Below are 26,952 nucleotides of genomic sequence, written 5' to 3'. Positions count from 1 at the left end.
GATGCGCCTCTGGCTCATTGTTGCGATCGTTGCTCCCGCGTTGGCGGGAGCGGCGTTCGCCGTGCTTTACCTCTGGCCTGTCGACAAGCCCGAACGGATCGAAGTCCTTGCCGGCGATCCGGGCCGCGGCGCCTATCTTGCCAGGATGTCGGGATGTATCGCCTGCCATACCAATACGGAAGGTGGCGGGAAACCTCTGGCTGGCGGTGTCAGGCTGCCGACGGACTTCGGCACGTTCTATTCGCCCAACCTGACGACGGATCCGGATCACGGCATTGGAAACTGGAACTTGCAGGATTTTGCAGCGGCGGTGCGACAGGGTATTTCGCCGGAAGGAGAGCCCTACTATCCGTCGTTTCCCTATCCGTTTTACGGTTCCTTGAGCGACCAGGATATCGCGGACCTGTGGGCAGCCTTCAAGACGGTTCCCCCCGTTGCTGAAGCATCGACACCACATGACATGTTGCCGCCATTCAATCTCAGAATGGGTCTGAAACTCTGGCGCGGACTGTTTTACACGCCGGAGACATTCGACCCGGATCCTGCGCGCTCTGATCTGTGGAACAGGGGCAAGTTCATTGTTGAGGGACCGGCTCATTGCGGCGCTTGCCACACCCCTAGAAATGCCGCTGGTGCACGTCAGGCGGAATTGGCTCTGCATGGCGCCAGCGAACTGCCTGACGGCGGCAAGTCTCCACCCATCACGAGTGCCGAGCTGAAGAGGCAGGGCTGGACGTTAAGTTCTCTGCAGTATGCGCTCAAAACCGGGATCATGCCCGATGGGGATGTCTTTGGCGGCTCCATGGGCGAGGTCGTGCGCGACGGCACAGCTTTCCTGTCCGAAGAGGACAGGGAAGCAATCGCAACCTTTCTCCTGGAGAGGGACGGCTGACCGTGTGAAGGAGAGAAACCATGAGAAGCCGCATCTTGCTCGGCGCACTTTCTGCGGCAGTGGTGATTGTCGTCGCCAGTGCCATTTTCTTCCTGGCACCCCCCGATGTTGACGAAAGTGTCGTCCGGCTGAAGCCGGGCGACCTCAAGCTTGTGCGTTTGGGAGCAGACATTTACGCGCAGAATTGCGCAGCATGCCACGGAGACGACCTGAAAGGAGAGCGCGACTGGATGGACGCCAATCCGGACGGTTCCCTGAAGGCCCCGCCGCACGACGAAACCGGGCACACCTGGCATCATCAGGACGACCTGCTGTTCCGTATCACGAAGCTTGGCACCGCGAAGGCAGTTGGCCTTGAGAATTTCAATTCGAACATGCCGGTGTTCGAAGGAGTGCTGACAGATACCGAAATCATCGCCGTCCTGTCCTGGATCAAGGCACAGTGGCCGCAGGAAATTCGTGAAAGGCATGACCTCATCAATGCGCAAGGAGGAGCCCCATCGTCTTGAAGGCCGTGCGTTTTCGCCATACGGCTATGAAGCATTGCGGTTGCGGCACAGGTTCGATCGCAAGGCGCGGTGAAGCTGGACGGCTGGAGAGTTAAGTGATTTCGGTACTTGCCAATCAAACCTACCGCCATCTTTTTTTCGCGCAGGTCATCGCGTTGTTCGGCACAGGTCTGATGACGGTTGGCCTGGCGCTGCTGGCCTTCGATCTTGCAGGCGATGAGGCTGGCGCCGTTCTGGGAACAGCCCTTGCGATCAAGATGATTGTCTACGTCGGCATCAGCCCGATTGCTGCCGCTTATGCGAGCCGGTTTCCGCGTCGGATGTTTCTCGTCACGTTGGATATCGTCCGGGCTCTGACCGCGGTGGCCCTGCCCTTCGTTGACGAGATTTGGCAGATCTACGTTCTGATCGCCCTGTTGCAAACCGCGTCCGCGGCCTTCACCCCTGCCTTCCAGGCCAGCATTCCCGATATCCTTCCGGATGAAAAGGACTACACGAGTGCCTTGTCGCTATCGCGCATGGCGTATGATCTTGAAAACCTTCTCAGCCCGATGATTGCAGCCGTCCTGGTTGGCCTTGTCGGCTTCCACTGGTTGTTCGGTGGTACCGTTGCCGGCTTCCTGTTCTCTGCCGGGTTGATCCTGACCATTCGGCTCGTCTCGCCGCAGGCCGACGCGGAAGAGCCCGCGTTCCGAAGAACCGTCAAGGGCCTGCAGATCTATCTGAAGACACCACGCCTGAGAGGATTGCTGGCCCTCAATCTCGCGGTTGCCGCTTCGGGGGCCATGGTGATCGTCAACGGTGTCGTCATCGTGAAATCGTACCTTGGTCTCGATGACACCGACCTGGCCTTGTCGATGGCGGCCTATGGCGGAGGCTCCATGGTTGTCGCGTTGACGCTGCCAAAGCTTCTTGCAAGCCGTTCCGAACGGTTCGTCATGCTCGCCGGCGGAGCATTGCTTCCCGTTTCATTGCTGATATTCGCGGGCCTGTTGGCGGTCCTGCCGGAGCCTTTCGTTTGGCCAGCCCTGCTGCTGGTCTGGTTTGCCATGGGGGCAGGCATGTCGGCGGTGCTCGTGCCCTCTGGACGGCTTCTCAAAAATTCCGCCCATCCCCAGGACCGTCCATTGGTTTTCGCTGCGCAATTTGCTCTTTCGCACGGTTGCTGGCTGATTGCCTATCCGCTTGCCGGCTGGCTTGGAGCAAATTCCTCGATGTCTGTGACAATGGTCGTTCTCGCCGGTTTGGCTGTGCTTGGCTGGGTTGTGGCCGGCAAGTCCTGGCCTGCAGACGATCACAGTATTCTCGACCATGCGCACCCCGACCTGCCGGCAAACCACCCACATCTTGCCAAAGCGCATGGAAAACGACACGCACATGCGTTCGTGATCGACAGTCTTCACCACACCTGGCCGGATCGCCAGCCATGATGGATCTTCTCATCTCCTGGCAACGCTGGATCTATGGCGATGTGCGGGCTTCGTTGCTGGAATTCAGCCAGTCGGGGGATTTCTGGCTTCTTGTGAGCATGATCGGGACAGGGGTGCTGTTCGGCGCCATTCACGCTTTGACGCCCGGGCACGGAAAGACGATCCTGGCTAGCTATGTCGCCGGAGCCAGAAGCAGCTTCGCCCGTGCATTTTCGGTCTCGACACTTCTGGCGGCAACACATGTGCTCACAGCCGTTCTGATCGCCTTCTTTGCCTCCCAGCTTGTGGAAAGATCCTTTGTTGGTGGCGGCCGGGCCCCGGCCCTCGAGTTGATCAGCCGCCTCACGCTGATCGGTATCGGCGCATGGCTTTTTGTCCGGGCAATCCGCTCAAGGCCGGGCAGGAAGCGAGCCGAAGGCTTCTGGGTGGCCCTTACAGCCGGTCTCGTACCGTGTCCTTTGACATTGTTTGTCGTGGTGGCAGCCCTGTCGCAAGGCGAACCGGGGGCGGGTCTGATGTTCGCGGCATCAATGCTTGTCGGCATTGCCTTTACGCTTTGTGCAGTGGCAGGATTGGCGGTTTTCGGCCAACGCCTGTTTCTCGATGTCGCTCTCAGGAACGGCGCGACCCTCAGCGTGGTTTCCCGAGCGCTCGATGCGACTTCCGGAATTCTCATTATCCTTTTCGCCGGTATCCAATTGCTTGAATAGACGCGACCCTGTTCAGATCTGCTTTAATCTCCCAGACGCAAACGAAAAATTGAAGGGTCGGCGCTCATATTCGCTTCTGCTTCGGCCCCGCCAGGCGTATTTAGGTCTCAGGTTGACTTGTGATCGGATGAACTATCGCAGAACCGGACGTTTCACGGTTCCAGATCAAGAACGGAAATTTATTAACCGCCCTTCGAAGGCTTGCTCAACAGCACCTATCAGGCACTTGTATTTGTGCTGGACTGGATTATATCGCGCAACATGACCCGACCCGTGCATCACATCAGCAGACTGGCCGCGACGATCCTGTTCGCGATTGCCCTGCTGTTTGCCGGGTTTGCGCCGGCGCACCAGGCGATGATGGCTCCTGGAGAACATGTCGCGGCCAACGCCGGCATGCCGTGTGAAACGATGATGGGTCATGCCTCGGCAATGATGGGCGATGAAATGCCGGACGACGGACAGGTGAAATTCGACCTGTGCTGCGGCGGTGCGTTATGCGCTGCCGATACGGTTCGCGATAGCCAGGAAATGGCACTGGGTTTTGCCCAGGCCCTCGCCTTCACGCAGTTGCCGCCTGATGCTCTGCACGTCTCGGACATCACCCTTCCCGAACGACCTCCCCGCCTCCTCTGAAAACATCGTTCCTCCGCAGATTTTCGCGGAGCCAGAAGTGATGGACATGCCTTCGGCAAACAGCCGCTGGCAACTCAGAGGTTACTATGCGTGGACGTTATACCGCGCTCAGCATCATCGCCCTTGCCGCAGGTGTGGCAGGCGGGATGTTTCTTGAGCGCCTTTATCTGAACCCGGGCGACGGCAATGCGTCGGGGGGACCAGAAATTCTCTATTGGGTCGCCCCTATGGACCCGAACTTCCGCCAGCCCGGGCCCGGCAAGTCGCCGATGGGAATGGATCTGATACCGGTTTATGCCGGACAGGAACCTTCCGCTGATCCGGCTGAAGTCAACCTGTCGGCGGCCGAGGTCAACGCCATCGGTGTACGTACCGCTTTGGCCCGTGTCGGTGAAATTTCCCGGCAAATCGAAACCGTCGGCTTCGTCGGATACGACGAACATCTGACCAGTCATGTTCACACCCGGGTGGACGGCTGGATCGAGACGCTGAACATTCGTGCCGTTGGCGACCGGGTGAAAAAGGGCGAAGTGCTGTTCGAGCTGTTTTCGCCCGAATTCGGCATTGCCAGCTTCGATTTCCTGCGCTCGCTTTCGAACGGCAACGGTCTGTCCCTGGAGGCTGCCCGCAACAAGCTGCGCAGTCATGGGGCTTCCGAGGAGCAGATTGCCGAGATCGAGGCAGACGGCAAGGTCGCCCGCAGGATCAAGGTGGTCGCGCCGCGCGACGGGGTCGTTATTGCCCTTGCTGCCGCTGACGGCATGTTCCTGCAGCCCGGCGCTCAGGCCATGTCCATCACGGATCTCAACAAGGTTTGGCTTATTGTGGATGTCTTCGAGCGCGATATCGCGCGTTTGACGGAAGACATGCGTGCGGTCGCCCGCTTCGAACATCTGCCGGGACGGACATTCGAAGGCCAGATCGATTACATTTACCCTGAACTCGATCCAAAAACGCGAACCCTGCCTGTCAGGCTCCTGTTCGACAACGCCGAAGGTCTGTTGCGGCCGAACATGTTCGGCAACGTCAGGCTGTTTCCCAACGAGACCCGCACTGCCGTCACCATTCCCTCCGAAGCCGTTATCCGGACGGGGACAGCGGAGCGTGTTGTCATCAAGGTCGGCGAAGGCACTTTCAAGCCAAGGCTGATCACCACCGGATTGCGTGACAATTTTGGAGAAAACGGGCGCACGGAGGTTGTTCAGGGGCTTGAGCCCGGTGAAGAGGTTGTTGCTTCGGCCCAGTTCCTGATCGACAGCGAAAGCGCGCTCAATGCGGGCTTGATGCGCATGGCGCCGACGAACGAGGTTCCTGCGCGCGGAACCGGTGAACTGGTCGCGCTCGACCGCGAAGCCCGGCTTGCAACCATCCGCCACGACAGTCTGGAAAGTCTCGACTGGCCCGCGATGACAACACGTTTTCCTGTTGCGGCGTCCATCCCTCTCGACCGGTTGAGCGAAGGCCAGCAGGTTTCCTTTAAGGCAGCGCGCGGCGCTGATGGCCTGCTGGGGTTGATCGAGCTCGGGTCAGACGACGGCATTGCAGCCACGGGGTCGGGAACCGTTCTTGCTGTTACAAGCGACGGCAAGCTGACGATGGAACATGGTCCGATCCCGGATCTCGGCTGGCCCGCCATGCAAATGGACCTGGATGTCTCGGGCTTCGATCCGCAGTCGGTTCCGGTGAATGTTCCGGTCGAATTCGACCTCGCCAAGGGCGACGGCGGTCTCTTCTCGATCGTGGCAGTAAGGCAGCCGGGCGTTGCCGAGGATCCAGCGGCAAAGCAGGCCGAGGAAGTTGCCGACGACGCGCAAGCCGAATCCGCACCCATCGTGGTGTCGGGAACGATCAACTCGATCGATACCGAAAACGCGAAGGCTACAATCACCCATGGCCCCATTGCCGAAATCGGCATGCCTGGCATGACCATGGCATTCGCGGTGGACGAGACCCTGGATCTGGATGCCCTGCCAGTCGGCACGGAAACCACGCTCACCTTTTCAAGGCCGGACGGAATGACGATGGTCCTGGCAAAGGCAGAGCCGGTCACCCCGCCGATGGAAGTCCGGGGCACCATCAATGCCCTTGATCGGGATGCAGGCACGGCCAACATCACTCACGGACCGATGGCTGAGATCGGCATGCCGGGCATGACCATGGATTTTGCCGTTGATCAGGCCGTTGCCGTTGGTGATTTGCCACTGGATCAGGAGGTAACACTCTTGCTCCAGCGCAATCCGGATTTCTCCATGACATTGGTCGGCGTCCGGCGTGAGGAGGGTTTGTGATGATTGCCGCAATCATTCGTGCCTCCATCGCCAACCGCGTGATCATGCTGGCAATCGCCGCCATGATCGCCGTCGCCGGTATCTGGGCAATCCGCGAAACGCCCGTCGATGCAATCCCGGATCTTTCGGACGTTCAGGTCATCGTGCGCACGCCCTACGCCGGCCAGGCGCCTCAGGTGGTGGAGGACCAGGTCACATTCCCCATCGCCACGGCAATGCTTGCCGTGCCAGGTGCCAGTGATGTGCGCGGTTTTTCCTTCTTTGGCGACAGCTACGTCTACATCGTTTTCGAGGACGGCACCGATCTTTACTGGGCCAGAACCCGTGTTCTGGAATACCTCGGTCAGATCGCTGCAAACCTGCCTGAAGATGTTTCACCACAGCTTGGCCCGGATGCGACGGGTGTCGGCTGGATTTACCAGTACGCCCTGATAGACCGCACCGGCAACCATGACCTTGCCCAACTGCGCGCCCTTCAGGACTGGTTCCTGAAATACGAACTTCAGACCGTCGACGGCGTGTCGGAAGTCGCCACGATCGGCGGCATGGTGAAGCAATACCAGGTGGTCGTGGACCCCAACAAACTCAGGGCCTACGACATAACGCTGGCGCAGATCCGAGGCGCCATTCAAGCCGCGAACCGGGAGACCGGCGGCAGCGTGATCGAGATGGGCGAAGCCGAATTCATGGTGCGCTCGACCGGTTACGTCGATGAGCTTGCCGATCTTGCCAAGGCACCGTTGATGGTCAACGACCGCGGTGCACCGCTGACCCTCGGAGACGTTGCCGACATTCGCCTCGGGCCGGAAATGCGCCGTGGTGTCGGTGAATTCGGCGGCGAAGGCGATGCCGTCGGCGGGGTTGTGATCCTGCGCTGGGGCGGCAACGCGCTGGCAGCCATCAAGGCAGTCGAAGCACGGATCGGCGAACTGCGCAGCAGCCTGCCCGAAGGAGTGGAGATCGTCACGACCTACGACCGCTCCGGCGTTATCGAACGTGCGATCGACAATCTTCAGACAAAGCTGACCGAAGAATTCATCGTTGTCGTTCTGGTCTGCGCGGCGTTCCTTCTGCACTTGCGCTCGTCGCTCGTCATCCTGTTTTCCCTGCCTCTCGGCATTGCGGCTGCCTTCATCATCATGAAGCTGCAGGGCGTGAATGCGAACATCATGTCGCTTGGCGGCATCGCCATCGCCATCGGCGCGATGGTGGATGCGGCGATCGTCATGATCGAGGCGATGCACCGTCGGCTGGAGCATGAAAAACTGACCGTGGCGAATCGCTGGCGGATCGTGGGCGAATGTGCCTCGGAAGTGGGCCCTGCCCTCTTCTTCTCCCTGGCGATCATCACCGTCAGCTTCCTGCCGGTGTTCGTTCTGGAAAGCCAGGAAGGCAGGCTCTTCAAGCCGCTGGCCTTCACCAAGACCTACGCCATGGCGGCCGCGGCCATACTCTCCATCACGCTGGTTCCGGTGCTGATGGGGTACTTTGTCCGCGGGCGAATTCTTGCGGAGAACAAGAACCCGCTCAACCGGATTGTCATCTGGCTCTACCGCCCCTTTCTGGATGCAGCCGTTGCCTGGCCCTGGGCAACGACCATTCTGGCGGGTGTCCTGGTCACCTCCATGTGGTGGCCCCTTCAGAGGATCGGCACGGAATTCATGCCAGCGCTCAACGAAGGTGACTTCCTTTACATGCCGACACTTTATCCCGGCGTTTCCATCGGCAAGGCGCGTGAGGTTCTTCAGCAGTCCGACCGCCTTATCGCCACCGTACCGGAAGTAAAGACGGTCCACGGCAAGCTGGGCCGTGCCGATACGGCGACAGACCCTGCCCCGCTGACGATGATCGAGACGACCATCCAGCTGAAGCCGCGCGCCGAGTGGCGGGAGGGCATGACGATGGACCGGATCCGGGATGAGCTGGATCAGGCCGTCCAGATACCGGGCGTCACCAACGTGTGGATCCAGCCGATCAAGAACCGCATCGACATGCTGGCAACCGGCATCAAGACCCCTGTCGGGGTCAAGATCACCGGGGCCGATCTTGGCGTCATCGAGAAGATCGGCATTGAAGTCGAAAACGCGGTCGCAGGAATTGATGGCACGGCATCGGCCTACGCCGAGCGGCCCGTCGGGGGACGCTTCATCGAGATCGACGTCGACCGGGAGGCGGCTGCCCGCTTCATGATGAGCGTGCGGGACATCCAGGACGTCGTGCAGACCGCGATTGGCGGCATGCAGGTGTCGGAGTCCGTCGAAGGTCTGGAGCGCTTTCCCATCAACCTCCGCTATCCGCAGGACTGGCGCAACAGCCCCGAGCGCTTGCGGGAACTTCCGGTGGTCACGCCGTCCGGTGCCCATATTCCGCTTGGTGCCCTGGCAGAAGTCAGCGTTGTCGACGGACCGGGCATGATCCGGTCTGAAAACGCCCGGCGCACCGGGTTCGTCTTCATCGACATCACCGGCCGGGATCTGGGCGGCTACGTTGATGAGGCGCGCAGGACGGTTGCGGAGAAGGTGCAATTGCCTCCCGGCTATTCGATCGCCTGGTCGGGCCAGTATGAGTACATCGAACGCATGCAGGAACGCCTGAAGCTGGTGGCTCCGGCGACCTTGCTGATCATCACGCTCATGCTGTTCATGGCGTTCAACCGGGTCATTGAAGTCGGCATCATCCTTGCTGCGCTTCCCGTTGCGCTGGCCGGAGGTGTCTGGTTCCTCTGGTACCTGGATTTCGACATGTCGGTCGCGGTGATCGTCGGCTTCATCGCCCTTGCCGGCGTTGCGGTCGAGACAGCCATCGTGATGCTGCTCTACCTCAACCTGGCCTGGGAAAAACGCAAGAAGCTTGCGGCCGCCGAGGTCCGCTCCCTGACGGTTGTCGACGTGGAGGAAGTGGTTTTCGAAGGTGCGCTTTTGCGCGTGCGGCCGAAGGTGATGACCGTTGCGACGATCTTTGCCGGGCTGATCCCGATCATGTACGGCGACGGCACGGGCTCGGAAATCATGCAGCGGATCGCAGCCCCCATGGTCGGTGGCATGGCAACCGCCACCCTTCTGACCCTCTTCGTCATTCCCGCCATTTTCACGATCTGGAAGCGGCTTGCTCTCTCACGGGTCAACCGTGAGCTGAGCATAGCCGCCCCGGACATCAAAGGTGCGGTGCAGCCGGCCGAATGATTTTGCAACTCACAAACAAACCCCAAGAAAGGCAACTGAAATGAAGACCCTCATCCTCGCAGCATTCCTGTCCATGGCGGCCACCCCGGCTGTCCTTGCCCAGTCGTCGCATAGCGGCATGGATCATTCCAACATGCCCATGACCGCCGAACAGATGGACGGCGCGGTCCACGCCAATGCCGTCGTCAACTCCATCGGCGACGGGACTGCAAACGTCAGCCACGATCCGATTCCGGAAATCGGCTGGCCGGCCATGACGATGGATCTGCCCCTTCTGGAAGGCGCAGAGATGTCGGATGATCTCACCCCAGGTGACAGCGTGATCCTGATGCTGGTGAAAGGCGACGACGGCATGTATGCCATCGGCGGAATGATGCCGAAGTAAGATTTCGGACAAACGGCAGCAGCCCATGACACCTGCCTCGGGCTGCTGCCAATACCCTTCCAGTACCCTTCCGCCTTCCCCAAATAGGGGTTGGTGAAATACGCAATTCCGTTTTCCTCTGATGCCGGTTCAAAAGGCAACAAGGACATCGGGCTTGATAAGACTGGGACCAGAGCGATCGTTCTCTTGTCCTGATTTTTCAGGCTCTCTTTAATGGCTTTGTTGTTTTCTCGTTTGACCGACGTTCAGGTCTTACCGGTTCAGGGAAACGAAATGAAAAAGTCTTTGGGGCGGATTTTTGCCGCACATGGTTGGCGGGTGGCGGCGTTCGCGGTTGTTGCCTTTATTGCATTGTCTCCAGGTGCAGCCCGGGCAGAAAGCATGACGTTCGAAAACGTCTGCAAGGGCAACAACGCGGCATCCTGTTATGTGCGAGCCGAAGGGCAGATTACCGCGGAAACGCCCGCGCTCTTTTCCAGCTACCTCAAGAATGAGCATTCAGACGGAAACAAGGTTCTGCTGCACAGCCCCGGCGGTAGTCTGATTGCCGGCCTGGAACTGGGAGAGCTGATCCGTGCCAGGGGAATGGAGACGGAAATCGGCATCTGGAAGTCCGAGGGCACATTCGGGGACACGGTGGACGGCGGCTACTGCATGAGCGCGTGTTCCTACGCGTTCCTGGGGGGTGAAGTCAGACGTATTCCAGACGGCAACCGTCTGGGCTTCCACCAGTTCTACCTGTCCGGAGAGAGGGCTGGCCAGGTGCCGTCCAGCCAGGTGGACCAAGCACTGATGTCCGCGCAGGAATTGTCCAGCCGGATTGTACGTTACCTTCTGGAAATGGGAATCGATGCTCGCATCTTCGTTCTCGGCACGGGTGCGAAGCCGGACGACATGTTCGTTCCCGACGCGGCGCAGCTTGAGGAATTTGCCCTTGTCACGCCGGAAGGGTTCGGGGCGTTCTTTCTGGAGCCCTACAAGCAGGGTCTGGTGGCAGCAAGCAAGCGCAAGAGCGCCACGCGCCTTTATGATCTCGCGAGCCAGTTTTCCAGCTATTGCCGCAAGAACAAACCCTACGTCCTGATCACGACCGATGGTGGTATTCTGAACCCTGATAACCTGCCGACGACAAGCATAAATATGTTCTCAAAAGGACGTGGCATCACGGCGACAGCCACCAAGGATATCCTTCGGGTTGTCGGTGACAGCAGCGTCGAGGTCGAAATCAACGACAAGGTTGTTGAACTGCTGTCGGTTACCGAGCGGATCGAGTTCAGCCTGTTTCTTGGAATGTCGTCCGGTGGCGAGGTGCGCGGGGCGATCGATCTGAGCGACATGGACCGCAAGATCATCGCCGCCAGCTTCCGTTTTTGCATCGGCTAGGAGGGTGAGCCCGACAAAAAGGCTCATCACATAAACACGACATCGTTGAACTGCCATCAAGGTGTTGTTTTCAGCGCATTTTCGCCGAATTTTGAATGTCTGACGGTCTATCGGAGGTGGCTCAAAGGTCGAGAATGACAGGGATTGGATAGAGACTGTTAACCTTATTTTCCTACATCTCTCCCAAAGGCGTTCAACCCGAAACACTAGTCTTCTTTGTCCATGCGTATTTCCCGGAAGAATTTCTCACTTTCGAATTCGAACGATGCCGGCCAGCCAGCTTCAACCGATGATTCCAGTCGGAAAGCGCAGGGCGAAAACCCGCTCGGGCAACCCGCCGCCACAGATGGTGAACGGGTGGCTGAGGCGCGCCGGTTGCCACATGTTGCAGGCAATCCGCAGCAGCAGACAGGAGATGGAAACCAGGAGGTGGAAACCCCTTCGGACGAATCCTGCCAGAGCTATTTCTACCTTGCACCCAACGTTCGCTTCACCCGGACGCCAGACCGCGGTTCAAAGCAGCGATCTGCACCGGTAGAAAACGCGAGCGAAGTCAGCGCCAGTGAAACTGTATCCCCGGTCGAGGTAGAGCCCGTTGCGCAGCAACCTCTGGTCACGCCAAACCCCTCCCCTGTTATGCCCGCAACCATGCCAGTTGCACAGGTGATTGGTCAGCCCGCCGATAGTGGAACTGTGAATGTGCAGGCGCCTGCCAATGACGCGCATTCTTCCACGGCGCACCTTGGTTTCCTGTCCGATCACGCCTTCTTTGAATTCATGTCCGACGACACCATCACTCCGCAGCCGGCTGCAGAAGTGCCTGCGCAGAGGGTCGTGGAGCCGGTACGAGCCGTGAGGACGGTTTACGAGGAGGTGCCTGTCGCGGGACAGGTGGCGCGGCCACCGGAGGGAATCGTGTCGCTGTACAAGGTCGTGGAATGCAACGGTTCTGCATCCCCCACGCCTGCACCTTCCTCTTCCAGACCGATTGCCGCAAGGCCAGCAAACCCGTCTCCGCAGCCGGCCGGCCAAAGGCCGGCAGCACAGCAAAACCCGGAAGGCAATCAGGACGCTACCGGTCGGTCACGAGTGTCGATTTCGATGCCAAGCCCCACACCCCGGTCCTTGTCCTCCAGCACGCATGCTCTGCCGCCGATCGGTGCGGGATCAGGTCAACAGTCGCTGTTCGGCAGCTACGAGTTTCCGTCCGGCGATCTGCTGCAACTGCCGCAGGATGGTCCGGGCTTCCAGATGACGCAGGAGCAACTGGAACGGAATGCGGGGCTTCTGGAAAGCGTTCTGGAAGACTTCAAGGTGCGCGGCGAGATCATCCACGTGCGCCCCGGGCCTGTGGTCACCCTTTACGAGTTCGAACCGGCCCCGGGCATCAAGTCCTCACGCATCGTCAACCTCGCCGATGACATTGCCCGTTCCATGTCGGCCATCTCCGCTCGTGTTGCGGTCGTTCCGGGCCGGAACGTCATCGGGATCGAGCTGCCGAATACGGAGCGTGAAACCGTCTACTTCCGCGAATTGATCGATTCGACCAACTTCCGCGCGACCAGCTGCAAGCTTGCGCTTAGCCTCGGCAAGACGATTGGCGGGGAGCCGGTTGTTGCCGATCTTGCGAAGATGCCGCATCTGCTGGTCGCCGGAACGACCGGCTCGGGCAAGTCGGTTGCAATCAACACGATGATCCTGTCGCTGCTCTACCGCCTGAAGCCGGAAGAGTGCCGCTTGATCATGGTAGATCCGAAGATGCTGGAACTGTCCATCTACGACGACATTCCGCACCTGCTGACGCCTGTCGTCACCGATCCGAAAAAGGCCGTGACAGCTCTCAAATGGGCTGTGCGCGAAATGGAGGATCGGTACAGGAAGATGGCACGGCTTGGCGTGCGCAACATCAACGGTTTCAACCAGCGTGCCGCCGCTGCAAGTCAGAAGGGTGAACCGGTTATCGTGTCCGTGCAAACCGGGTTCGACCGCGATACGGGGGAACCGGTCTACGAGCAGCAGGAAATGGACCTCGCTCCGATGCCGTACATCGTCATCATCGTTGACGAGATGGCGGATCTGATGATGGTCGCCGGCAAGGAGATCGAAGGCGCTATCCAGCGTCTGGCGCAGATGGCCCGCGCCGCAGGCATTCATCTCATCATGGCGACACAGCGTCCCTCGGTCGACGTGATCACCGGCACGATCAAGGCAAACTTCCCGACCCGGATTTCCTTCCAGGTCACCTCGAAGATCGACAGTCGCACGATCCTCGGCGAGCAGGGTGCGGAACAGCTGCTCGGCATGGGCGACATGCTGCATATGTCGGGTGGCGGACGTATCAACCGTGTCCATGGCGCCTTCGTCTCGGACGAGGAAGTCGAACAGGTTGTCGCCCACCTGAAAAGCCAGGGGCGGCCCGCGTACCTTGAAACCGTGACCGCGGAAGAAGAGGAAGAGCTGGAAGAAGAGGAAGCTGTCTTCGACAAGGGTGCCATAGCGTCCGAAGACGGTGATGACCTCTACGACAAGGCGGTGAAGATCGTCCTGCGCGACAAGCGCTGCTCAACCTCGTATATCCAGCGCCGCCTCGGCATCGGGTACAACCGTGCGGCTACCCTGGTCGAGAAAATGGAAAACGAAGGCCTTGTCGGTGCGCCCAACCACGTCGGGAAGCGCGAGATCCTGGCCGGCAAGAGAGAGCAGCCGAGCGAAGAATAGATACGCAGTACGATTGGCGATGTCGATCTAGTGCTGCGTCTCCTGGTGCCTGGAAAGACAATCCAGGATGAAATCCGCTCGCTTCCCGACATCCGTCTTCGGCAAGATGATTTTCTCGTAGCCAAGTTGGCCGTAGGCATCGAGCAATCGCTGGTATTCTCCGATAGCTTCATCCAGGCCGTGCTGCCGGTCGGCGTCTATGGCGTAAATCTCCGGCCAGGGCGGTGTCAGAAAGACCTGAAAATGAAATCGGTTCGTTTTGCCGAGGGTGTCTGACACGGCTACGCCGGTCGCGAATTCCAGCGCAACTGCTGCGTCGATCAGGCCCCGGTCGAAGAAGACCCATCCTTCAGCGCTGTTCAATCGCTCCCTGTCACGGAATGACATGTCGATCGCTCTTCTGGCGAAGGCTTCGAGATTGATCCAGGGAAGCGCCCTCCCCTCAGCTTGTTGCTCTTCGGCGACGATCCTCCTGCCGGGTTCCGGCACGGTTTCGAAACCCCGTCGTTCCAGTTCCGCCAAAAGCGTTGACTTTCCGCCACCCGAACATCCGGACAGGATGACGTGCCGGCGGTAGGTATCGTTTCGCATCATGATTTCCTTATCAGATGCGGGCATCTGGACTGTCAGGCGACACCCTTTGTTGGAGAGTGTCGCCATCACGGCAAAAGCTACGTTAAGCCTTGCCCACGTTTTGCCGCTGGACGCCAAGTCCTTCAATGCCCAGCTCGATCACCTCTCCGCCCTTCAGATAGATTGGTGGTTTCTGTCCCATGCCGACGCCCGGAGGCGTGCCGGTGGAAATGATGTCGCCCGGCTGCAGGCTCATGAACCGGCTGACATAGCTGACCAGGTGGGCGACACCGAAGACCATGGTCTCCGTCGACCCGTCCTGATAGCGCTTGCCGTCGACGTCCAGCCACATCTTCAGGTTCTGCGGATCGGAAACCTCGTCCCGGGTCACCAGCCAGGGTCCCGTCGGGCCGAAGGTGTCGCAACCCTTGCCCTTGTCCCAGGTGCCACCGCGTTCGATCTGGAATTCGCGTTCGGAAACATCGTTGATGACGCAATATCCCGCGACGTGGTCAAGGGCTTCTGCTTCCTCGATGTAGCTGCCACCCTTGCCGATCACGACACCAAGTTCGACTTCCCAGTCGGTCTTGACCGATCCGCGCGGGATCTTCACGTCGTCATTGGGGCCGCAGATCGCGCTTGTCGCCTTCAGGAAGATCACCGGTTCTTTGGGCACTTCCGCACCGGTTTCGGCGGCATGGTCGGAATAGTTGAGGCCGATGCAGATGAACTTGCCGACATGACCCACGCAGGGACCGATACGGCCTTCCTCGAGCAACGGCAGGGTGGCCGGATCGACCGATGCGATTTTCGCCAGCCCGTCCGGCGTCAGCGTGTCGCCGGCAATGTCGGAAACGAGAGCGGAGAGATCCCGCGGCCGGTTATCACTGTCCAGAATGGCGGGCTTTTCCCGTCCGGCGTCTCCAATGCGGAGAAGTTTCATGGGGTTATCCTTGGTTTTGATGTGTGGCTTGTGACATCAGGCAGCGTCTGCGCCACCGTCTCGAAAGATGTGATGTTCGATGGAGGCCGGTTTCATCTCCACGGAAAAGCCCGGCATCTGCGGCGGCATATAGGCGGCATTGCGGATGGTGCAGGGGTCGACGAAATGTTCGTGGAGATGATCGACATATTCGATCACGCGTCCTTCCCTGGTTCCGGAAACCGCAACGAAGTCGATCATCGACAGATGCTGCACATACTCGCAAAGGCCGACGCCGCCGGCATGCGGCCAGACGGGAGTGCCGAATTTGGCTGCCATCAGCAGAACGCTGAGAACCTCGTTGAGACCGCCCATCCGGCAGGCGTCGATCTGCACGATGTCGATGGCACCGCCTGCAATCATCTGCTTGAAGACGATCCGGTTCTGGCACATTTCACCGGTTGCCACCTTCACCGGCGCCACCGCTTCGCGGATCGCGCGATGGCCGGCGATGTCATCCGGGCTGGTTGGTTCTTCGATGAAGTAGGGTTTGGCGAACGCGAGTTGCTGTACCCAGTCGATGGCCTGTCCGACGTCCCACACCTGGTTGGCATCGATCATGAGGAACCGGTCGGGCCCGAGCTCCTCCCGGGCGATCCTCAGCCGGCGGATGTCATCGGCGAGATCGCGCCCGACCTTGAGTTTTACGTGGGTATACCCAGCCTCGACCGCTTCCCGGCACAGCCGACGCAGCTTGTCGTCGGGATAGCCGAGCCAGCCCGCCGAGGTGGTATAACAGGGATAGCCATGTGCTTCGAGCTGCGCGACCCGTTCCGCCTTGCCCGGTTCCGCCGCTTTCAGGATGGCAAGTGCCTCTTCCGGCGTGATCGCATCGGTCAGGTAGCGGAAATCAATGATGGAAACGATCTCTTCCGGGCTCATGTCCGCGACAAGACGCCAGACCGGTTTGCCGGCCTGTTTGGCCAAAAGGTCCCAAACGGCATTGACGACGGCGCCGGTGGCGAGATGCATGGCGCCCTTGTCCGGTCCGATCCAGCGCAACTGGCTGTCCGAGGTCACATGACGCCAGAAGCGGCCGGGGTTTTCGGAGATCCAGGCAAGATCAAGCCCGGTCACCAGGTGGCGCATGGCCTCGATTGCGGCAACACAGATGTCATTCCCGCGCCCGATGGTGAAGGTCAGGCCATGGCCTTCAAGGCCGTCCTCGTCGGTTTGAAGAACGACATAGGCCGCGGAATAGTCCGGATCGGGGTTCATGGCGTCCGAACCGTCCAGGGTTTCGGACGTCGGAAAGCGGAGATCGTATGTCTTCAGACCGGTGATTGTCGTCACGGGTTCACGTCCTCAATGAAAAGTCAGATGGTCCAGCCGCCGTCGATGGCATAGGCCTGCCCGGTGGTATAGGTCGCGTTGGCAAGATGAACCGCGAGATCAGCGATCTCATCCGGCGTACCGATCCTGCCGATCGGCTGGCGCGCGATGAAGGCGGCTCGGGCGGCTTCATAGTCGCCCTGGGCGCGCAGGCGGTCCTGCAGCGAAGGGCTTTCCACCGTGCCCGGGCAGATCGCGTTGCAACGGATTTTCTGCGCCACAAAATCGGCGGCAACCGCCTTGGTCAGGCCGATCACGGCCGCTTTCGTGGTGGTGTAGACGAAGCGGTTCGGCACGCCTTTCATGGAACTTGCGACGGATGCCATGTTGATGATGGCGCCGCCTCCCCGTTCCAGCATTGCCGGCAGCACCGCCCGAATGGTCCGGATCATGGAGCGCACGTTGAGGTCGACCGCAAAGTCGAAGTCCTCGTCTTTCATGTCAAGGATCGAGCCTGCATGAACGAAACCCGCCCCGTTGAAGAGGACGTCCACCGGGCCGGTCTCGGCAACGACGGTCTGCACATTCGTATCCTTCAAAACGTCGAGGCGACGGGTTTCGATCCCTGCTGATCCTTCGAGTTCGGAAAGGGCCGTTTCGTTGATGTCCGTTGCCACAACCTTCGCGCCCCTGGCGGCAAAGGCGAGCGCCGTCGCGCGTCCGATCCCCTGTCCCGCGGCTGTCACCAGAACGGTCTTGTCCTTCACCCAGTCTGTCATGTCGGCTCCATCTGCCCCTTAGGCGGGCTTGTTCTTTCGTTCAACGATGTGGATGTGATCGGCGACGAGAACCACTTCGTCGCTTTGATTGAGAACTTCCGTCCGTTCGACCACGCGGCCGAATGCCGGGCGTTTCGGGTCATCGTCCTTGGCAACGATGGTCACGCGCGAACGGATGGTGTCTCCGATGAAAACCGGCTTCACGAAGCGCATCCGGTCGTAGCCATAGGAGAAGGCAACCGGGTTTATGACGCTGGCGGTCAGGCCGACGCCGATGGCGAACACCATGGTGCCGTGGGCAATCCGCTGGCCGAAGGGCTGGGTCTTCATAAACTCCGCGTCCATGTGATGCGGAAAGAAGTCTCCGGTATGGCCTGCGTGGACCACGAAGTCGGTTTCGGTAATCGTGCGGCCATAGGTGATGCGCTCATGGCCGAGCTCATAGTCTTCGAAATAGGTCGTTTGTTCCATGACTTATGGTCTTTGTGCGAGTGGAGTTGCAGGGGACGCGGAGGAGGCATAGGCCGCTTCCACCAGAGCCATCGTGTTCCAGGCGTCTTCGACCGAACTCACCAGCTCGGCGTCCTCGCCGGACGCAAAGCGCTGGAGATTTGCCATGCGGCCGACGAAAGCGTCCGGGAACCAGGCCCCTTTCAAGGGGACGGGGATCCACTCGTCTCCACCCTTGGGGCGGATCTCCAGGATGTCCGGTTCGCCGTGCGGATAGTCGAGATTGACACCGAGCTGCAGATAGGCAGCGCCTTCCGTGCCACACACTCGGAACTCGCAAGCCTGGTGCCGGCGGCCGAACTTGTGATCGTGATTGATGGAGAGCGCACAACGCACCTTGTCGCCGTAGTCGAGGATGGCGCTGGTGCGGGTCTGGGCCATTTCATGGGACGGATGGCCGAGCGATTTCGCGTGCACGCCTTTCGGGTCCCCAAGCACCTGCCGGATCAGGTCGAGATAATGGATCGAATGCATGGTGATCTCGATCCGGGGCAGTCCATTCAAGAAGGCCCAGAGCTCCCAGGGCGTGGCGAGAGCCAGCCAGGCATCGAAATCGACAACTTCTCCAAGCCATCCCTTGGCGATGGCGCCCTTGAGGGCGAGCATCATCGGTGCGAAGCGGAGCTGGAAGTTGACGGCGGCGGTCAGTTTGCGCTCGCGGCAGATCCTGAGAATATCCGTTGCCTGGCGCAGGTCGCTGCCCATGGGCTTCTGGATCAGCACCGGGGCCCCTTCCGGTAGCAGGCCGAGGACATCGGCATGCACATGGGGCGGGGTGGCAAGGTCGAAGACCGCGCCCGGCACACTGGCTGCTTCCTCTGCGCTGGCAAAGGCCTTGATGCCCCATTGATCCGCCAGAGCCTGCGCTTTGCCGGCATCCGGGTCATAAAGTCCCGCAATCGGAAAGCCGCCTTTCCTGTAAGCGGGGAAATGGCCATCACCGACGATGGAGCCTGCGCCGAAAGTCACGATGGGGCGTGGATTGGCGGGCCTTGGCCAGTCCTGGGAAAGGCTGGCCGGATCGAAAGCTTCAGTCATGATGGAAGACCTCTTCCATCATCGCCCACCACTCGCCGTCCTTTCGGGTGTCGAGCGGCTTCTGGCAAGGCATGCAGACGCCCCACCATTCCTGCGTTTTCGAATCGGCGGCCATCTTCGCCGCGTCGGCCTCAAAGTCCGTGCCATGATATTCCCAGTAGCCGAAGAGCAGATTTTCCGGCTCCTTCAGGAAGATGGAATAATTCCGGATGTTGCATTTGGAGATCATGTCGAGGATCTCCGGCCAGACCGAAGCGTGCAGCCGCTTGTATTCGGCGACTTTCTCCGGCTCGAGACCGATCACCATGCCCATGCGCTGCATGACCTACGCCTCCTGCCGGGTAATTGTGCTGGTGAACTCGGGAATGCTCTTTCCGCGCACCGCGTCCCAATCCCAATCGATGCCGATGCCCGGTTCGACGGGTGCGAGCGCATGGCCGTTTTCAATTGTCATGCGGCTATTGGTCAGTTCGTCGAGCTGCGGAATGTACTCGACGTATTTGCCGTTCTGCACGGCACAGGTCAGGCTGACGTGCAGCTCCATCAGAAAGTGCGGACAGATCGGCATGTCGAAGGCTTCCGCAGCATGGGCAACCTTCAGCCAGGGGGTGATGCCGCCGATCCGTCCGGCATCGACCTGCACCACAGAGCACGCTCCGGCCTGCATGTATTCCCGGAAATGCCGGATCGAATAGAGCGACTCGCCGACAGCGACCGGCGTCGAAGTTCTCTGCGACAGGCGCACATGGCCACCGATGTCGTCGGCGGGTAGCGGTTCCTCGAACCAGGCAAGGTCCAGGTCCCGCAGGCGGTCGGCGCGCCGGATGGCTTCATCAACGGTGAAGCCCTGATTGCAGTCGGTCATGATCTCATAGCCGTCACCGACGGCGGCACGCACGGCGGCAAGCCGCTCGTAGTCCTCGGAGACATGCGGGCGGCCGATCTTGACCTTCGATCCGGTAAAGCCCTTTGCCTTGGCCGCAAGAGCATCCTCGACCAGGGCTTCGGTTTCGATGTGCAGCCAGCCGCCTTCGGTCGTATACAGCGGGCAACGGTCCTTGGCTCCACCTGCCAGCTTCCAGAGCGGCAGCCCCATCTTGCGCGCACGCAGGTCCCAGAGGGCCGTGTCGATGGCGGCAAGCGCAATGGAGGAAATGGCGCCGATCGTGGTGGCGTGGGTGAAGAACTCCAGTTCGTGCCAGATGCCCTCGATCATGTCTGCGTCACGGCCGATCAGAACCGGGGCGAGATGGTCCGCAAGAAGCCGCATGACCGACGATCCACCGGTGCCGATCGTATAGCTGTAGCCTGTGCCCGTCGCACCGTCCGCATCAGTGATTGTGACGATCGGTGTTTCCTGGCTGACGAAACTCTGGATCGCATCGGTTCGCTTGACCTTCGGAACCAGGTCGACCATGCGCAGTTCGACTTTTTCAATCCGTGCCATGCGTTCAGCTCCTCAAGGTCTGTTCGGTGGCGGCATCGAAGAGATGTGCCTGGCTGAGGTCGAAACTGAGATCGATCTTGTCACCGGTGTGCAGCGCCTTCGGGTTGAGCATGCGCGCAATCCAGTCCTCACCAGCGAACTCCGCAAAGACCAGGGTCTCGTTGCCGAGCGGTTCGGTGATCGAGACAGGCACCTGCGTCGTGTGCACGTCATGGGCCTCGCCGGAATGCAGGCCATGTCCCGCCGGATACAAATCGTCCGGTCTCAGTCCGAACACGACCTTCTGGCCGACGCTGACCGCGTTCCGGAATTGCATCGGCAGCGGAAGGCTGGCGCCATTTGCGAAGGCGAGCTTGCCATCGTCGATGACCGCTTCGCGCAGGTTCATGGTCGGCGAACCGATGAACCCGGCGACAAAGCGGGTCCTTGGGCGCTGGAAGACTTCCTCCGGCGTGCCGACCTGTTCGATATGGCCGTCGCGCATGATCACGATCCGGTCGGACAGGGTCATGGCTTCCACCTGGTCGTGGGTCACGTAGATGACCGTCGACTGGACCTTGGAATGCAGTTTCTTGATCTCCGTGCGCATCTGCATGCGCAGCTTGGCATCAAGGTTGGAAAGCGGTTCGTCGAACAGGAACACATCCGGATTGCGCACGATGGCGCGGCCCATGGCAACACGCTGGCGCTGGCCGCCGGAAAGTTGGGACGGCCGTCGTTCCAGAAGGGCCTCGAGGCTGAGCGTGCGCGCCGCTTCCGCGACCGCCGCATCGATCTCCGCCTGGGATTTTCCGGCGATCTTGAGCGAAAATCCCATGTTCTCTGCAACCGTCATATGCGGGTAGAGCGCATAGGACTGGAAGACCATGGAGATGTTGCGTTGGCGAGGCGGCAGGTCGTTGACCACCCGGTCGCCGATGTGGATTTCGCCACCCGAGATGTCCTCCAGCCCCGCGATCATGCGGAGCGAGGTCGACTTGCCACAGCCGGACGGGCCGACCAGCGCGATGAACTCCCGGTCCTTGACCTCAAGGTTGATGGAATGAACCACCTCCAGTTGCCCGTATTTCTTGACCAGGTTTTTCAAAGAGACGGTAGCCATGTCTATCCCTTCACTGCGCCGGAGGTGAGGCCGGAGACGAGGTGTTTTTGTACGATGAATGTCAGGGTGAGTGCCGGAATGATCATGACCACGGCCAGCGCGCACATGCCCCGCCAGTCGATGGTGAATTCGGCGGTGTAATCCAGCAGACCGACCGGCAGCGTCTTGGAATTGGTCGACCGGGTGAGCTGGGATGCCAGCGCAAATTCGTTCCAGGAAATCAGGAAGGCGAAGATACCGGCGGAGGCGATGCCTGAACGCGCCAGCGGAAATTCAACCTGCCAGAAGGCTTGCCACCGGGTGCAGCCGTCGATCTGGGCCGCTTCCGCAAGATCCCGGGGGACCTGTCGGAAGAAACCATCGATCAGCCAGACCGTGAAGGGCACGTTGAGTGCCACATAGGCAAGGATCAGTCCGAAGTGGGTGTCGATGATGCCGATCTTGGCATAGACGAAGAACAGCGGCAGTGACAGCGCGATGCCTGGCACGGTTCGTGTGAGCATGAAGCCGAGGAAAATCGCCGACTTGCCGCGGAACCGGTAACGCGCAAACGCGTAACCACCAGCCATGCCGACCGCCAGGGCGATCACGGTCGAGGTGACCGAGATGATCAGTGAATTGCGGAAGTATTCCAGCACCGGAATGCCGCCCTGGCCAACGCCGGAGAACATTGCCACATAGGCGTCGAACGACAGCTCGCGCGGGATCCACACCGGCGGTTTGGCCATGATCTCGACTGTCGGGCGGAGCGAGGAAAGAACGATCCAGACCCCCGGCAGACAGATGATCGTCATGGCGAGGAACAGTCCGATCAGGTGGCCGGCCTTCAGGAAACGGCCCTTGAGGCGATGTGCGGTATTCTCGTCCATGATCACCACTCCGCGCCGATCTGCTGGCGGGCCTTCGCGAGTTGCCGGAAGAACAGCGCCGTGAACAGGATTGAAAGAAGAATGGCGATGTAGGCCATGGCGTTGGCCAGCCCCATGCGCGCGTCGGAATAGGCGGTGCGGGCAATCATCGTCCAGAGGATCTCGGTGCGCCCGGCAGGACCGCCATCGGTCATGATCTTGACGATGTCATAGGCGCGCGCGATGTCGAGCGAGCGGATTGTCATGGCGATATAGGCAAAGGGCATGATGAACGGCCAGGTCACATAGCGGAAGCTCTGCCACGAGGTGCAACCGTCCACCTTGGCCGCTTCCAGCGGCTCGCGCGGCATGGCCATCAGGCCCGCCAGAATGAAGATCGCGAAGACCGCGGTGGACGACCAGATTTCCGCAATCAGGATGGAAATGAAGGCAAGCTGTCCGTCGATCAGCCAGGGAATGGCGATATCCGTGAGCCCGAGCGATTGCAGGGCGTTGTTTACGACACCGATGTTGTCGTTGAACATGAACTTGAACTGGAAGCCGACCAGAACCGGCGAGAACATCATGGGAAACATCATGATGGTGCGCAGGATCCGCTGTCCGCGTGTGGCCTTTTCAACAAGCAGCGCCAGGCCCAGACCGAGCAGCATTTCCAGGTTGAGCGCGAAGGTCAGCAGCAGAACCGTGCGGCCGAAGGCGACCCAGAAATCCATGTCCGTCAGAAGCCGCACGTAGTTGCGGAAGCCGATGAACGTATAGATCGTGTCCGGCCGGGTCAGGCGGAACGGCGTGAAACTTGAATACAGTGACAACAGGAGTGGCACGACCACCACTGCCGCCAGGACGATAAACGCCGGCAGCAGCAGAAGCACATGCGGCGCGGGCTTCCAGCCTCTCATTCTATCCTCATATCGTTTTACGAAAGGAGCTAGCCGACCCGCGGATGTCGCGCGCGGGAAACCCGGCGGGATCAGGCGCGGCAGGGCCGCGCCTGTCCTTGAGCGAGCTTAGAGCTCTCCGGCATCCTGCAGGATTTCGGTGGCCTCGGCGGCTGCATCATCAAGTGCCTGCTGGGGCGTCTTGTCGCCGAGAATGGCAGCCTGCAGCTGCGGGTAGACCGCGTTGGAGATCTCGATCCAGGACGGAGACTGAGGAACCGGGTAAGCGCCTTTGGCGGCTTCCTGGAAGGCCTGCAGAACTTCCTTGCGGAAGGGGTCGTCGGAGGCTTCCGCGATCACCCAGTCCCAGACGGCGTCGCGCGTCGGCAACGGTCCGCCGGCTGCTTCCTGCTTCTGGCTGTCCTCGTTGGTCAGGAACCAGACGAGGGAAGCTGCGGCTTCCTTGTTCTCGCAGTTTTCGGTGACGGAGAACCCGTGATGTCCCGACCATCCGGTCCGGGCACCCGAGGACCCCTTGGGCGGTGCAACGACTCCAACATCGCCGGCCACCTTGGAAGCACCCGGGTCGTTGAAGAAGCCGGCCCAGCCCGGCCAGTCCAGGTTGATGGCAACCGTGCCGGAGGCAAAGCCCTGGCCCAGGTCGTCCCAGAGGTAGTTGGTTGTACCGGCGGGAACGGCTTTCGCTTTGTAGAGATCCACGAACCAGTTGAGCGCACGCACACCGGCTTCCGAATTGAACGCAGGCTTGCCGTCGGCATCCAGGTATTCGCCGCCTTCCGCGCGCAGCATTTCATAGAAACGGCCGTTGATGGCCTCTTCCTTGCCGGCAAATTGCGTGCCGTAAAAGTCCGGCGGATTGGCGAAGAACTCGGCCTGATCGGTCACCTGCTGCCAGGTGTCCGGCGGCGTCAGGTCATAGCCGTATTTTTCCTTGAACTTCGCCTTGTTGTCTTCGTCCGCATAAAGGCTCTTCTGGTAGTAGAGCGCGGACACGTCAAACTGGGCACGCGGCAGCATCACCAGCTTGCCGTCAAGCGTCGAGGCGGAGATGTTGGCATCGACGAAGGCGTCGATTTCGTCCTTCGGCAGCAGTGCTGCAAGGTCGGTGTAGATGCCCGGATACTGGGGCGCGAAGGATGAGTGGTTCGAACCCACACACCAGTTCAACGCACCCACGGCGATGTCCGACTTGATCTCCTTGTCGAGGTCGAAGTGGTTCTTCTTGGAGATGACGTTGACCTTGGCCCCCGTCGCCGCCTCCCATTCGCCGATGCGCGCATAGAGCTTTTCGTACTGCTGGCCACCGATCAGCTTGGCATCGATCGTGACCCCGTCAAACTTGCCCGGCAGATCCTGCGCGAGCGCAGAGCCAACGGCAAAAAGAGCGATAACGCCGGCGGACGCGCCGGCCAGTAGATTTTTCATGAGCCTCCTCCCGAGACTTTCAAAGAAGGCGGGTGCCCGCCCAAACAACTCACTAATGAGCGGTTCATTTATATACAAACATGCTCTTCATTTATGGTCAAGCTGCTCGGGCGCATTCTTGTTTGTTTTTCGAGAAGGGTGTGCGTATATGAATATTGCACTTCACGGAGAAAAGTATGGAACAGGAAGAGGATCGATACCGGGCACCCGCCCTCGACAAGGGGCTCGATATTCTTGAACTTCTTGCAGGCATTGACGGCGGATTGACCCAGGCAGAGATCGCCAAGCATCTCGGCCGCAGCCCCAACGAATTCTACCGCATGCTGGACCGGTTGGTGCGTCGGGGTTACGTCACAAGGATCGACGGTGACCGCTACTCGCTGACCCTCAAGCTCTTCGGTCTGGCGCAGTCCCATGCGCCGGTCCGCCGTCTCGTTTCCTTTGCAACGCCCTTCATGCGCGACCTAGCGGAAAAGACGCTCCAGGCAAACCAGCTCTCCGTCTTCGACCGTGGATCGGTCGTCGTCGTCGCGCAGCAGGAGGCGCCGAGCTACTGGGGGATCTCAATCCGCGTCGGCTCGAATATTTCGCTCTACGACACCGGATCCGGTCACGTTCTTCTGGCCTTCAGGCCACAAGAGGAACGTCTGATGATGATCAACGAATATTCCCGCAGCACCGAACATCCGACCGTCGAGAAGGAGTTCTTCGACCGGCTCGACCAGATTTCGGAACGCGGCTACGAAATGATGCCGAGCCTCCAGACTGCCGGTGTCTACAACCTGTCCGCTCCGATCCTCAGCCCGGACGGACGGGCCATCGCGGCGCTGACTGTTCCTTTCATCACGCTGGTGAACACCCCGCAGGCCCCCGACATCACCGGGACGTTGGAACTTCTGACCAGGACCGCGCGACAGTTGTCGGAACTGACCGGAACGGACGGCAAATCGGCCGAATAAATTCTTATTTGAATAATCTATTTTCCTGTGGAAGGATTGCCCGGCTATTTGCGAGGAGGAGCAGCATGATCGTCGACACCCATCTTCATGTCATAGACCGGTCGGCTCTGGACTATCCGTGGCTGGCGGGTGTCGAACCGCTCAATCGGGACTGGACATATGAGACCTATGCCCGTGATGCGCGGCGCGCAGGCATTTCGACCACGCTTCACATGGAGGTCGATGTCGCTGAACCCCTCATCGAAGCTGAGACAGGATATGTCGGCACTCTGGCAAACCGGCCGGACAGCCTCATCAAGGGGGCAATTGCGTCTTGCCGTCCCGAGGAGGAAAGCTTTGCTGCCTATCTGGAGCGGCAGCAGGCAAATGAGCTTGTGAAGGGTTTCCGGCGTGTGTTGCACGTCATGCCGGACGAGTTGTCCGATCAGCCTTTATTCCGGGAAAACCTGAAGCGCCTTGGCGGCACGCGCTTCACCTTCGACCTCTGCGTCCTGCCCCGCCAGCTTGAGCGGGCAATGGAGCTTGTCGATCTGGCTCCCGACGTCACCTTCATACTGGACCATTGCGGTGTACCGGATATCGCCGCCGATGAACGCCAGCCCTGGCAGGAGCGGGTTACGGAACTCGCAAAACGCCCCAATGTCTGCGCCAAGATCTCCGGGATCGTAGCCTATGCCGATCCTGAAAGCTGGATTGCCGAGACCCTGCGCCCCTGGGCCGAGCACACCATTCAGGCATTCGGCTGGGACCGTGTTGTCTGGGGCAGTGACTGGCCAGTCTGCACGCTTGGTGGCGGCTTGCTGGCATGGGTTGCTGCGACCCACGCTCTGCTGGAAGGCGTCAGCGAGGATGAGCGTACAAAGCTGCTGTCCGGAAACGCAAAACGTATCTGGCAGCTTTGACCAACTGAACCGCGCCCCCAATGTGATTGGAGGCGCGTTTGGACGGTTGTCCGCAGACGCAT

The 26,952-nt window shown here is 60.1% G+C and carries 24 protein-coding genes; 12 read left to right on the top strand and 12 right to left on the bottom strand.

The genetic code is table 11. From position 1 onward, the window contains the following. Nucleotide 1 precedes the first annotated feature (1 nt). The 10 genes from ACVDG9_RS26690 to ACVDG9_RS26645 all read left to right on the top strand — a co-directional run bounded on the left by ACVDG9_RS26690 (nt 2) and on the right by ACVDG9_RS26645 (nt 14,133). Nucleotides 2-892 (top strand): c-type cytochrome, encoded by an 891-nt coding sequence (locus tag ACVDG9_RS26690; protein ID WP_168687629.1) that lies wholly within the window; start codon nt 2-4, stop codon nt 890-892. 20 nt (nt 893-912) lie between these two features. Continuing rightward, the gene (locus ACVDG9_RS26685) at nt 913-1,401 is read left to right on the top strand and encodes a c-type cytochrome (protein ID WP_447239423.1); all 489 of its coding nucleotides are present in this window, start codon (nt 913-915) and stop codon (nt 1,399-1,401) included. Between the two features lie 95 nt (nt 1,402-1,496). Continuing rightward, nucleotides 1,497-2,831 (top strand): MFS transporter, encoded by a 1,335-nt coding sequence (locus ACVDG9_RS26680; RefSeq protein WP_168687627.1) that lies wholly within the window; start codon nt 1,497-1,499, stop codon nt 2,829-2,831. Further along, entirely contained in the window at nt 2,828-3,541 is a 714-nt protein-coding gene (locus ACVDG9_RS26675) for a HoxN/HupN/NixA family nickel/cobalt transporter (RefSeq protein WP_447239422.1), read from the top strand. The genes ACVDG9_RS26680 and ACVDG9_RS26675 overlap by 4 nt, the downstream gene beginning before the upstream one ends. A gap of 261 nt (nt 3,542-3,802) precedes the next feature. Beyond that, nucleotides 3,803-4,177 carry a hypothetical protein gene (locus ACVDG9_RS26670; protein WP_139314303.1) on the top strand — a complete coding sequence of 125 codons (375 nt, stop codon included), beginning with the start codon at nt 3,803-3,805 and terminating at the stop codon, nt 4,175-4,177. Between the two features lie 86 nt (nt 4,178-4,263). Then, nucleotides 4,264-6,465 carry an efflux RND transporter periplasmic adaptor subunit gene (locus tag ACVDG9_RS26665; RefSeq protein WP_447239421.1) on the top strand — a complete coding sequence of 734 codons (2,202 nt, stop codon included), beginning with the start codon at nt 4,264-4,266 and terminating at the stop codon, nt 6,463-6,465. After that, nucleotides 6,465-9,647: an efflux RND transporter permease subunit gene (locus ACVDG9_RS26660; RefSeq protein WP_447239420.1), complete on the top strand. Its 3,183-nt coding sequence runs from the start codon at nt 6,465-6,467 to the stop codon at nt 9,645-9,647. The genes ACVDG9_RS26665 and ACVDG9_RS26660 overlap by 1 nt, the downstream gene beginning before the upstream one ends. A 40-nt stretch (nt 9,648-9,687) precedes the next feature. Further along, a complete protein-coding gene (locus tag ACVDG9_RS26655) occupies nt 9,688-10,032 on the top strand; it encodes a copper-binding protein (protein ID WP_023001336.1) in 345 nt (114 codons plus the stop codon). A gap of 273 nt (nt 10,033-10,305) precedes the next feature. Then, a complete protein-coding gene (locus tag ACVDG9_RS26650) occupies nt 10,306-11,415 on the top strand; it encodes a COG3904 family protein (RefSeq protein ID WP_447239419.1) in 1,110 nt (369 codons plus the stop codon). A gap of 222 nt (nt 11,416-11,637) precedes the next feature. After that, a complete protein-coding gene (locus ACVDG9_RS26645; RefSeq protein WP_447239418.1) occupies nt 11,638-14,133 on the top strand; it encodes a DNA translocase FtsK in 2,496 nt (831 codons plus the stop codon). 27 nt (nt 14,134-14,160) lie between these two features. On the opposite strand, the gene ACVDG9_RS26640 is transcribed toward ACVDG9_RS26645, so the two are convergent. From ACVDG9_RS26640 to ACVDG9_RS26585, 12 genes are all read right to left on the bottom strand, one after another. Next, nucleotides 14,161-14,727, bottom strand: coding sequence for an AAA family ATPase (locus tag ACVDG9_RS26640; RefSeq protein WP_447239417.1), 567 nt, complete (start codon nt 14,725-14,727; stop codon nt 14,161-14,163). 82 nt (nt 14,728-14,809) lie between these two features. Next, entirely contained in the window at nt 14,810-15,649 is an 840-nt protein-coding gene (locus ACVDG9_RS26635) for a fumarylacetoacetate hydrolase family protein (protein WP_023001332.1), read from the bottom strand. Nucleotides 15,650-15,685: 36 nt separating this feature from the next. Further along, complete coding sequence (locus ACVDG9_RS26630; protein WP_447239416.1) at nt 15,686-16,981, bottom strand: L-fuconate dehydratase; 1,296 nt, start codon at nt 16,979-16,981, stop codon at nt 15,686-15,688. Nucleotides 16,982-17,004: 23 nt separating this feature from the next. Continuing rightward, the gene (locus ACVDG9_RS26625) at nt 17,005-17,739 is read right to left on the bottom strand and encodes an SDR family oxidoreductase (protein WP_447239415.1); all 735 of its coding nucleotides are present in this window, start codon (nt 17,737-17,739) and stop codon (nt 17,005-17,007) included. A gap of 18 nt (nt 17,740-17,757) precedes the next feature. Further along, complete coding sequence (locus ACVDG9_RS26620; RefSeq protein ID WP_055661060.1) at nt 17,758-18,210, bottom strand: MaoC/PaaZ C-terminal domain-containing protein; 453 nt, start codon at nt 18,208-18,210, stop codon at nt 17,758-17,760. A 3-nt stretch (nt 18,211-18,213) separates the two neighbouring features. After that, nucleotides 18,214-19,287 (bottom strand): Gfo/Idh/MocA family protein, encoded by a 1,074-nt coding sequence (locus ACVDG9_RS26615; protein WP_447239414.1) that lies wholly within the window; start codon nt 19,285-19,287, stop codon nt 18,214-18,216. Continuing rightward, nucleotides 19,280-19,609 (bottom strand): L-rhamnose mutarotase, encoded by a 330-nt coding sequence (locus tag ACVDG9_RS26610; RefSeq protein ID WP_447239413.1) that lies wholly within the window; start codon nt 19,607-19,609, stop codon nt 19,280-19,282. Before ACVDG9_RS26610 ends, ACVDG9_RS26615 begins: the two co-directional genes overlap by 8 nt. A 3-nt stretch (nt 19,610-19,612) precedes the next feature. Further along, nucleotides 19,613-20,734, bottom strand: a complete 1,122-nt coding sequence (locus ACVDG9_RS26605) for a mandelate racemase/muconate lactonizing enzyme family protein (protein ID WP_023001326.1) — start codon at nt 20,732-20,734, stop codon at nt 19,613-19,615. A gap of 4 nt (nt 20,735-20,738) precedes the next feature. Next, entirely contained in the window at nt 20,739-21,836 is a 1,098-nt protein-coding gene (locus ACVDG9_RS26600) for an ABC transporter ATP-binding protein (RefSeq protein WP_023001325.1), read from the bottom strand. A gap of 2 nt (nt 21,837-21,838) precedes the next feature. After that, on the bottom strand, nt 21,839-22,705 hold the full coding sequence (locus tag ACVDG9_RS26595; protein WP_031269448.1) for a carbohydrate ABC transporter permease: 867 nt from the start codon (nt 22,703-22,705) through the stop codon (nt 21,839-21,841). Between the two features lie 2 nt (nt 22,706-22,707). Next, nucleotides 22,708-23,604, bottom strand: coding sequence for a carbohydrate ABC transporter permease (locus tag ACVDG9_RS26590; protein WP_023001323.1), 897 nt, complete (start codon nt 23,602-23,604; stop codon nt 22,708-22,710). Between the two features lie 108 nt (nt 23,605-23,712). Further along, complete coding sequence (locus ACVDG9_RS26585) at nt 23,713-25,029, bottom strand: ABC transporter substrate-binding protein (RefSeq protein WP_152512393.1); 1,317 nt, start codon at nt 25,027-25,029, stop codon at nt 23,713-23,715. Nucleotides 25,030-25,205: 176 nt separating this feature from the next. On the opposite strand from ACVDG9_RS26585, the gene ACVDG9_RS26580 reads away from it, so the two are divergent. Together ACVDG9_RS26580 and ACVDG9_RS26575 are read left to right on the top strand one after the other, a co-directional pair. Further along, entirely contained in the window at nt 25,206-25,988 is a 783-nt protein-coding gene (locus ACVDG9_RS26580; protein WP_023001321.1) for an IclR family transcriptional regulator, read from the top strand. A gap of 65 nt (nt 25,989-26,053) precedes the next feature. Further along, complete coding sequence (locus ACVDG9_RS26575; protein WP_023001320.1) at nt 26,054-26,890, top strand: amidohydrolase family protein; 837 nt, start codon at nt 26,054-26,056, stop codon at nt 26,888-26,890. Nucleotides 26,891-26,952: the final 62 nt, after the last annotated feature.

Source organism: Roseibium sp. RP-7 (assembly GCF_053005225.1).
Note: the sequence above shows the minus strand (reverse complement) of the source record. Positions and strands in the feature narration are given on the sequence as shown.

What these genes read in the sequence shown, in the direction of transcription:
- ACVDG9_RS26690 (WP_168687629.1), top strand. Translation starts at nt 2, where the DNA reads ATGCGCCTCTGGCTCATTGTTGCGATCGTTGCTCCCGCGTTGGCGGGA.
- ACVDG9_RS26685 (WP_447239423.1), top strand. Translation starts at nt 913, where the DNA reads ATGAGAAGCCGCATCTTGCTCGGCGCACTTTCTGCGGCAGTGGTGATT.
- ACVDG9_RS26675 (WP_447239422.1), top strand. Translation starts at nt 2,828, where the DNA reads ATGATGGATCTTCTCATCTCCTGGCAACGCTGGATCTATGGCGATGTG.
- ACVDG9_RS26670 (WP_139314303.1), top strand. Translation starts at nt 3,803, where the DNA reads ATGACCCGACCCGTGCATCACATCAGCAGACTGGCCGCGACGATCCTG.
- ACVDG9_RS26665 (WP_447239421.1), top strand. Translation starts at nt 4,264, where the DNA reads ATGCGTGGACGTTATACCGCGCTCAGCATCATCGCCCTTGCCGCAGGT.
- ACVDG9_RS26660 (WP_447239420.1), top strand. Translation starts at nt 6,465, where the DNA reads ATGATTGCCGCAATCATTCGTGCCTCCATCGCCAACCGCGTGATCATG.
- ACVDG9_RS26655 (WP_023001336.1), top strand. Translation starts at nt 9,688, where the DNA reads ATGAAGACCCTCATCCTCGCAGCATTCCTGTCCATGGCGGCCACCCCG.
- ACVDG9_RS26650 (WP_447239419.1), top strand. Translation starts at nt 10,306, where the DNA reads ATGAAAAAGTCTTTGGGGCGGATTTTTGCCGCACATGGTTGGCGGGTG.
- ACVDG9_RS26645 (WP_447239418.1), top strand. Translation starts at nt 11,638, where the DNA reads ATGCGTATTTCCCGGAAGAATTTCTCACTTTCGAATTCGAACGATGCC.
- ACVDG9_RS26640 (WP_447239417.1), bottom strand. Translation starts at nt 14,727, where the DNA reads ATGATGCGAAACGATACCTACCGCCGGCACGTCATCCTGTCCGGATGT.
- ACVDG9_RS26635 (WP_023001332.1), bottom strand. Translation starts at nt 15,649, where the DNA reads ATGAAACTTCTCCGCATTGGAGACGCCGGACGGGAAAAGCCCGCCATT.
- ACVDG9_RS26625 (WP_447239415.1), bottom strand. Translation starts at nt 17,739, where the DNA reads ATGACAGACTGGGTGAAGGACAAGACCGTTCTGGTGACAGCCGCGGGA.
- ACVDG9_RS26620 (WP_055661060.1), bottom strand. Translation starts at nt 18,210, where the DNA reads ATGGAACAAACGACCTATTTCGAAGACTATGAGCTCGGCCATGAGCGC.
- ACVDG9_RS26615 (WP_447239414.1), bottom strand. Translation starts at nt 19,287, where the DNA reads ATGACTGAAGCTTTCGATCCGGCCAGCCTTTCCCAGGACTGGCCAAGG.
- ACVDG9_RS26610 (WP_447239413.1), bottom strand. Translation starts at nt 19,609, where the DNA reads ATGCAGCGCATGGGCATGGTGATCGGTCTCGAGCCGGAGAAAGTCGCC.
- ACVDG9_RS26605 (WP_023001326.1), bottom strand. Translation starts at nt 20,734, where the DNA reads ATGGCACGGATTGAAAAAGTCGAACTGCGCATGGTCGACCTGGTTCCG.
- ACVDG9_RS26600 (WP_023001325.1), bottom strand. Translation starts at nt 21,836, where the DNA reads ATGGCTACCGTCTCTTTGAAAAACCTGGTCAAGAAATACGGGCAACTG.
- ACVDG9_RS26595 (WP_031269448.1), bottom strand. Translation starts at nt 22,705, where the DNA reads ATGGACGAGAATACCGCACATCGCCTCAAGGGCCGTTTCCTGAAGGCC.
- ACVDG9_RS26590 (WP_023001323.1), bottom strand. Translation starts at nt 23,604, where the DNA reads ATGAGAGGCTGGAAGCCCGCGCCGCATGTGCTTCTGCTGCTGCCGGCG.
- ACVDG9_RS26585 (WP_152512393.1), bottom strand. Translation starts at nt 25,029, where the DNA reads ATGAAAAATCTACTGGCCGGCGCGTCCGCCGGCGTTATCGCTCTTTTT.
- ACVDG9_RS26580 (WP_023001321.1), top strand. Translation starts at nt 25,206, where the DNA reads ATGGAACAGGAAGAGGATCGATACCGGGCACCCGCCCTCGACAAGGGG.
- ACVDG9_RS26575 (WP_023001320.1), top strand. Translation starts at nt 26,054, where the DNA reads ATGATCGTCGACACCCATCTTCATGTCATAGACCGGTCGGCTCTGGAC.